This is a genomic window from Tropicimonas marinistellae (assembly GCF_001509585.1).
Taxonomy (GTDB): domain Bacteria; phylum Pseudomonadota; class Alphaproteobacteria; order Rhodobacterales; family Rhodobacteraceae; genus Tropicimonas; species Tropicimonas marinistellae.
Genome location: NZ_LNCI01000022.1, coordinates 23830 through 30772, shown reverse-complemented (window position 1 = coordinate 30772; position 6943 = coordinate 23830). Strand labels below are relative to the sequence as shown.

Genomic DNA, 6943 nt, shown 5'->3' with positions numbered 1-6943 from the left:
GATACTAACCAATACCCGCAAGGGGATTCGGATGGGAATCGCGAACTTTTTTCGAAAAACAACTTAACTATCTGAAAACAAACCGAATTAACGAGCTCACTTCCGCCGTTTCACGTCGAATCCAGCGGGTTTCCCCAGCGGAACCTCCCGCGAATGGCGATTCCTTCGGCCCTCGATCCTACACCCCGTTGGCTCTGCGTGGCGATGAATCGTGGCGCCCCGCCTGTCAGGGCAATGACCGCGCCGTGCGGCGCCTATGCGGTGTCGGCGACAGGCTCCCCGCGAGGACGAGGCTCGCGCAGAGCATCGGCACCAGTGCCGCCAATCCGAGCCGCAGGGAGTGGATTTCGGCGAGGAACCCGATCAGCGGCGGGCCGATCAGGAATCCGAACAGCGCAATCGTCGACAGGGCGGCGATGTTCGGCCCCTCGTAGCGATCGTCCAGAGCGGCCACGGCCGACACGCCCAGCGGGAACCCGACGGAAACGCCGAAGCCGACCATCGCGACACCGACCCAACAGGTCCAGTTGGGAAACGGAGCGACCATGCACAGAACGCCGGCGATCGCGACCGCGACGGTCACCCGGGCAATCCGCACCGCACCGAGCCGCGCGCGCATCGCGTCGCCGAAGAGCCTCCCGGCCGCCAGCGTCGCTGCGTAGACGGAGACCGACAGGCCCGCCACGGAGCTGTCCGGCGAAAGACGCTGCGCCATATAGACGGCGGACCAGTCCGACATCGCGCCTTCCGTCATCGCCACGACAAGCGCAAACAGCGCGATCTGGACCAGGGCCGGCGGAAGCTCCCCGATCTTTCGTCGTGGCGGCGGGGGCTGCCCCATATCGCCGGCAAGCCTCGGCAACCATGTTGTTGCCCACACGCCGCCAGCCATCGCCGACAGGACGACCAGCAACGGCCCACCTTGGACGGGAAGTCCGGCCGCGAAGACGGCAAGTGCCGACGATACCATGAGCCCGATTGCCCAGAGACCGTGGCACCGGCTCATGATGGCAACGCTGCGTTCCTTCTCCAGGCGCCCCGCATAGGTATTGAGCCCCACCTGCGAGAATGCCGTGATGACCCCGAGACACACCAATGCCAGGAACAGGCCCGGCAGGCTCCCGGCAAGCAACACGAGCCAGAGCGCCACGGCCTGCAACGGGAACGCGGCCATGAGCGCCCGCCTCGGGCCAATCCGGACAATCGCGCGCCCGGCCACCGGCAGGCTCGGCAACAACCCGATCGGCATCCCGAGGAGCGCAATCGCCAGCTGTCCCTCTCCGAGTCCGAGCGTGGCCTTGACCGTCGGGATCAGTGCCATCCAGCATCCGGTCGCAAATGGCTGCGCGAAGAACACGAGCATGGTGAGCACTACGGTGCGGCGCAGATCGGACACAGGCATGGTCGGAAGCTATCACCGCGTGCAGGCGCGGACAGTCACCAAGCCGTCGCAGGTCGCGGGCCCGGCGCCCCTCGCCGGATGCCGTCCGGGCGGGCCGAATTCGGCGAAACCGGGGGACCAATGCGCTCCGCGCAAGCTGGCTTGCCGGCCGCGCGCTCGCAAAGGCTCTTTCACCGGACGTAAAGCACTGCTACACGGCGCGCGCCAACTATAGGAGAAAGGACACATGGGGTATCGTGTTGTCGTCGCTGGTGCCACGGGGAACGTGGGCCGCGAAATGCTGAACATCCTGGCCGAGCGCCAGTTCCCAGTCGATGAGATCGCGGCGCTTGCCAGTCGAAAATCTCTCGGCACCGAAGTCAGCTTTGGCGACACGACCGTCAAGACCAAGGACCTCGACACCTTCGACTTCGAAGGTTGGGACATGGCGCTCTTCGCTGTCGGCTCGGACGCGACGAAGAAATACGCGCCCAAGGCGGCGGCCGCTGGCTGTGTCGTGATCGACAACTCGTCGCTCTACCGGTACGAGCCCGACATTCCGCTGATCGTGCCGGAGGTGAACCCGGATGCGATCGTGCACTACAAGAACCGCAACATCATCGCGAATCCCAACTGCTCCACGGCGCAGATGGTGGTGGCGCTGAAGCCGCTGCACGACCGGGCCCGGATCAAGCGCGTCGTCGTCTCGACCTACCAGTCGGTGTCCGGCGCCGGCAAGGAGGGCATCGACGAGTTGTGGAACCAGACCAAGGGCATGTACGTGCCGGGTCAGGAGGTCGAGCCCTCCAAGTTCCAGAAGCAGATCGCCTTCAACGTAATCCCGCACATCGACGTCTTCATGGAAGACGGCTCGACCAAGGAAGAGTGGAAGATGATCGCCGAGACCAAGAAGATCGTCGATCCCTCGATCAAGGTCACCGCGACCTGCGTGCGCGTGCCGGTCTTCGTCGGCCATTCTGAAGCGGTGAATGTCGAGACAGAGGATTTCCTCGATGAGGACGAGGCGCGCGATATCCTGCGCGAGAGCCCCGGTATCCTCGTCGTCGACAAGCGCGAATCCGGCGGCTACACCACGCCGGTCGAATGCGTCGGCGATTATGCCACCTTCATCAGCCGCATTCGCCAGGATTCCACGGTCGAGAACGGCCTGAACTTCTGGTGTGTCTCCGACAACCTGCGCAAGGGCGCGGCCCTCAATGCCGTGCAGATCGCCGAATTGCTCGGCAACCGGGTCCTGAAGAAGGGCTGACGCCCGGCTCGCGGCGGCGCCAGCCGCCGCGCCACGCCCAACCCCGGGCCAGCGGCTCTGCCGCGCCGTCCCGGGGGCGGGAGAGCCCGGCACCTCCTTGCTGGCGCTACCCGGCGCTACCCGGCGCCGTCCAGAAGGGCTTTCAGTTTCGTCAGCCCGGCTTCGTAATCGCCGCCAACCATCCCGTCCATGGCCAGACCCATCCAGCGCATCACCGGGTTGTTGCCCATGTCGGACACCAGCCCCCAGGTGACACGCGTGCCGTTCCCCTCGGCGCTGAGCGACAGCGATGCCGATGCCGTCCCCATGTCGCCAAAATCGAGCGCCGAGATCACGCGCTCGTTTTCCACGCTTTCCACGATCTCCTGCGATCCGCTTCCCACGTCGCGCTGTTCGGATTGCCACGACATGCGCGCCCCGACGCCCGCATCCGGCCCGTCGAAGGTCAGCTGAACGTCCGGATCGCGATCCAGCCAGGGATTCCACGCCTGCATTTCCTTCAGCGAGTTCACGTAGGGAAAGACGGCCTCCGGCGGGGCCTCCACGACGATATCGCGCTCAACGGTGATTTCGCGGGGCAACAGATAGGCCACGCCAATCAGGATGCAGACGAGCAGAAGAAGGCCGGAGAGAATCCGGAGAAGGGTCAGCATTGCGCAATTCCTTTGGTCAATCCACTTGCCGGAACGCTACCACGGTCAGGCAATCAGGCAAGCGCCACCCGCAACGCCGTCCACCGTCAGATCTGCACGAACCCCCCCTGTTCGGGAAGGTAATGTTCCAGCCGCCCCGCGCCGATGTCGAACCAGAGCCCGTGCAGGGAGAGCCGCTCCGCTTCCACGGCCTCCCGCACAAAGGGGAACTCCCAGAGGTTTTCCAGCGACACGACGACGGTTTCCTTTTCCAGCGCGCGCACCTGTTCGGTCTCGTCCGCGATGTGCGCAACCCGTTCGTAGCCGGGCCGCAGGATTTCGAGCCAACGCCCGACGAAGCTCTCCTTCGCCTCAAGCTCCGGGGCATGTCCGGAACACATCTGCTGGCAACCGCGGACGCCGCCGCAATCGGAATGCCCGACGACGATTACATGCGCGACCCGGAGAACCGACACCGCATATTCCAACGCCGCCGACGTGCCATGCGGGTCGCCGTCGGGCAGGTAGGGCGGCACCACGTTGGCAATGTTGCGATGCAGGAAGATGTCACCGGTCTCCGCGCTGAAGACCGCGTTCACGTTCACCCGGCTGTCGCAGCAGGCGATGGCCATGATGCGCGGACTTTGTCCCTCCTCGGCCAGCTTGCGATACCAGATCTTGTTCTCGGTATAGGTCGTGGCATGCCAGCCGTGATAGCGCGGCACCAGGTAGGGCGGCAGCGGCTTGGCGTGGTTGGGCTTGTCGCTATTGGGCATGGCTGGCTCCGTCTGAGCTGTCACAGGGGCGTCAGGGCGTTTTAGGGCGCGGATCGAGAAAATTCGAGGACATTCTGCCGGAAATCTCGGGGCCCGTTCTAACCCTTTGTTCAGGGCCCGGCAGCAACATCCGCCGTGGTGCGGGCGACAGGAATGACATGGGGGAACAGGTGGCCATCATTGAAAGTCTCGTTCACGACGAGGCCGTGCAGCTGGATTCGGAGAAACTCGACGCGCTCTACCGTCAACTCGGCCCCGTTGCCGCCGAGAACGTGGTTTGCCGCGCGATCGAGGAATTGGCGATCCGCCTCTCTGATCTCGCACCAATGCTGTTCGCGAATCGCATCGACGCGCTTTCGCGGCTTGCGCACAGCCTGATCGCGATTGCCGACCAGGTCGGCCTGCAATCCGTCGCCTCCGCCGCCGAAGACGTCTTCGATTGCGCGAATGCGGGCGACCGGACGGCGCTCGCCGCAACGCTCAGCCGTCTCGAGAGGGTCGGCGACAAGTCCCTGATGGCCGTGTGGGACATTCAGGACATGCGCGTGTAGTCCCGGGCGGCCCACCGGCACCCGTCGGCCCTTGCGGCTCTGCCCGGACGGACTACTCTGCGCCCCGTGCCAGACAGTCCAAGACGAGACCGGAGACAAGAATGCCCCTGCGCTTTGCCGATGCCGACCTTCCCTCGACCGGGCTCCATATCCTGAGCCCGGACACGCTTGCGGCCTGGCGCGAAGCGCAATCGGCGGACGTGTCCTCCTGGGTCGAGCGGATCGGGTTCTCCGGTGCACTCGGTCAGGTGGCGATCCTGCCGGGCCTCGCCGGCGGCGACAGCGGCGAGATTGCCATCGCAGGCTACGGAACCGCCGACCAGCGCGCGCGCGGGCGCTTCCATGTCGCGTCTGCCGCCACGTCGTTGCCCGCCGGGACCTACCACATCGAGACGGAGCTGCCCGCGGATGCGCTGGAGGAAACGGCCCTCGGCTGGCTGCTGGCCGCCTACCGCTTCGACCGGTACAAACCGCAATCGGACACGCCGCGCATTGCGCGCCTGAAGGCGCCCGCGGGCGTCGACGCGGCCCGGCTGGAGGCCATCGCAGCCGGGGAGGCGCTCACGCGTGACCTGATCAACACGCCGGCCAACGACATGGGGCCGGACGAGCTCGAACAGGCGGCCTGCGCGCTCTTCGACAGCTACGGCGGAACGCATCATGTCATCCGCGGCGAGGAACTCGTCGCAAGGAACTTCCCGCTGATCCATGCGGTCGGCCGCGCCTCGCCCCGGGCGCCACGGTTGATCGACCTGCATTGGGGAACCGACGGTCCGGCGCTCACCCTTGTCGGCAAGGGCGTCTGCTTCGATACCGGCGGCCTCAATCTCAAACCCGGCGGTTCCATGGGCCTGATGAAGAAGGACATGGGCGGCGCTGCGAACGTCCTGGGCTTGGCGCGGTCGATCATGGAATTGGCGCTGCCGGTGCGCCTGCGTGTCCTGATCCCCGCGGTGGAAAACAGCGTCTCCGGCAATGCCTTCCGCCCGCAGGACGTGCTGACCTCCCGCAAGGGATTGACGGTGGAGATCAACAACACCGATGCCGAAGGCCGTCTTGTCCTGGCAGATGCGCTCGCACTCGCCGCGGAGGAATCGCCCGACCTGCTGATTTCCATGGCGACGCTTACCGGTGCCGCCCGGGTCGCACTCGGCGCCGACATCGCGCCGTTCTTCACCGATGACGCCGCCACGGCGGCCGCCCTCGCCGACGCCGGCGCGCGCGTGGCCGATCCGGTCTGGCGCCTGCCCTTCCACCCACCCTACGAATCCATGGTGGAACCGGCGATTGCAGATCTCGACAATGCGCCCAAGGGGGGCATGGCGGGCGCGATCACCGCCGCGCTTTTCCTGCGCCGCTTCACCGAAGGCGCCGAGCGATACACCCATTTCGACATCTACGGCTGGCAGCCGTCTGCCGCACCGGCCCGGCCGGTCGGCGGCGTCGGGCAGGGCGCGCGCGCGATCCTCGGGGCGCTGCCTGCGGTGCTCGACCTGTGAGCGCCGATCCGCGCCTGACGCCTGCCAATGCCCACGTCGCCGCGCTCGAACTTCAAGGCACCGTCGCGGCCCCGCGCTACGTGGCGGGTACCTGGCGCCGCATCGCGCTCCCGGTGACCGATCTCCTCCAGTCCCCGCATGGCCGCCGCGAACGGCAACTCCTCTATGGCGAGCGTGTGCGGCTCCTGGACGATCGAGACGGCGTCGCCTTCGTGCAATCGGAGCGCGACGGGTACGTCGGCTATCTGCCGATGAACGCGCTCGGCGCGGATCTGCGTGCAACCCACCGGGTAAGCGCGGCGGCCACGCATCTCTACCCCGCGCCGGACCTGAAACAGACGGAGGTGTGCCTGCTTTCGCATGGCGCCAGGCTGACGCTCGGCGCGGCGAAGGGAGCCTATTGCGAGACGGATCGCGGCCATTTCGTACCCGCCGGCCATGTCGCGTCCTTGGACACGGTCGAGACCGATCCCGTCTCGGTGGCGGAACTCTATCTCGGAACGCCATATCTCTGGGGCGGCAATTCCCGCTCGGGCATAGATTGTTCCGGTCTGGTCCAGGCCGCTCTGCTTGCCTGTGGCATCCCCTGCCCCGGCGACAGCGATCTGCAGGAATCCGCGCTCGGTGCGCCCCTACCATCCGGCTCTCCGGTGCGGCGCGGAGACCTGTTTTTCTGGAAAGGGCATGTGGCATTCGCGGCCGACGCCGAAACGCTCCTGCACGCAAATGCCCATCACATGTCCGTCGCCCGTGAACCGCTAAACGCGGCAATCGCCCGGATCGCTGCCAGCGAAACCGGACCTGTCACCTCTCACAGGCGCATACCGTAGAACC

At 66.1% G+C, this 6943-nt stretch carries 7 protein-coding genes; 4 read left to right on the top strand and 3 right to left on the bottom strand.

Features of this window, described 5'->3' with window-relative positions; all coding sequences use genetic code 11:
* Nucleotides 1–226 precede the first annotated feature (226 nt).
* Nucleotides 227–1402: an MFS transporter gene (locus tag ARC39_RS24705; protein ID WP_068119394.1), complete on the bottom strand. Its 1176-nt coding sequence runs from the start codon at nucleotides 1400–1402 to the stop codon at nucleotides 227–229.
* A gap of 226 nt (nucleotides 1403–1628) precedes the next feature.
* Here ARC39_RS24705 and ARC39_RS24700 point away from each other — a divergent pair, with 226 nt between their 5' ends.
* Complete coding sequence (locus ARC39_RS24700) at nucleotides 1629–2651, top strand: aspartate-semialdehyde dehydrogenase (protein WP_068119391.1); 1023 nt, start codon at nucleotides 1629–1631, stop codon at nucleotides 2649–2651.
* Between the two features lie 116 nt (nucleotides 2652–2767).
* Here ARC39_RS24700 and ARC39_RS24695 read toward each other — a convergent pair whose 3' ends face one another.
* On the bottom strand, nucleotides 2768–3304 hold the full coding sequence (locus ARC39_RS24695) for an SRPBCC family protein (RefSeq protein ID WP_068119388.1): 537 nt from the start codon (nucleotides 3302–3304) through the stop codon (nucleotides 2768–2770).
* Between the two features lie 86 nt (nucleotides 3305–3390).
* Nucleotides 3391–4059 (bottom strand): carbonic anhydrase, encoded by a 669-nt coding sequence (locus ARC39_RS24690; protein WP_068119386.1) that lies wholly within the window; start codon nucleotides 4057–4059, stop codon nucleotides 3391–3393.
* 170 nt (nucleotides 4060–4229) lie between these two features.
* Between ARC39_RS24690 and ARC39_RS24685 the strand changes: the two genes are divergently transcribed.
* The 3 genes from ARC39_RS24685 to ARC39_RS24675 all read left to right on the top strand — a co-directional run bounded on the left by ARC39_RS24685 (nucleotide 4230) and on the right by ARC39_RS24675 (nucleotide 6939).
* Nucleotides 4230–4610 carry a hypothetical protein gene (locus ARC39_RS24685; protein WP_236545397.1) on the top strand — a complete coding sequence of 127 codons (381 nt, stop codon included), beginning with the start codon at nucleotides 4230–4232 and terminating at the stop codon, nucleotides 4608–4610.
* A 101-nt stretch (nucleotides 4611–4711) separates the two neighbouring features.
* Complete coding sequence (locus tag ARC39_RS24680; RefSeq protein WP_068119381.1) at nucleotides 4712–6109, top strand: leucyl aminopeptidase family protein; 1398 nt, start codon at nucleotides 4712–4714, stop codon at nucleotides 6107–6109.
* On the top strand, nucleotides 6106–6939 hold the full coding sequence (locus ARC39_RS24675) for a C40 family peptidase (protein ID WP_068119377.1): 834 nt from the start codon (nucleotides 6106–6108) through the stop codon (nucleotides 6937–6939). Before ARC39_RS24680 ends, ARC39_RS24675 begins: the two co-directional genes overlap by 4 nt.
* Nucleotides 6940–6943 lie beyond the last annotated feature (4 nt).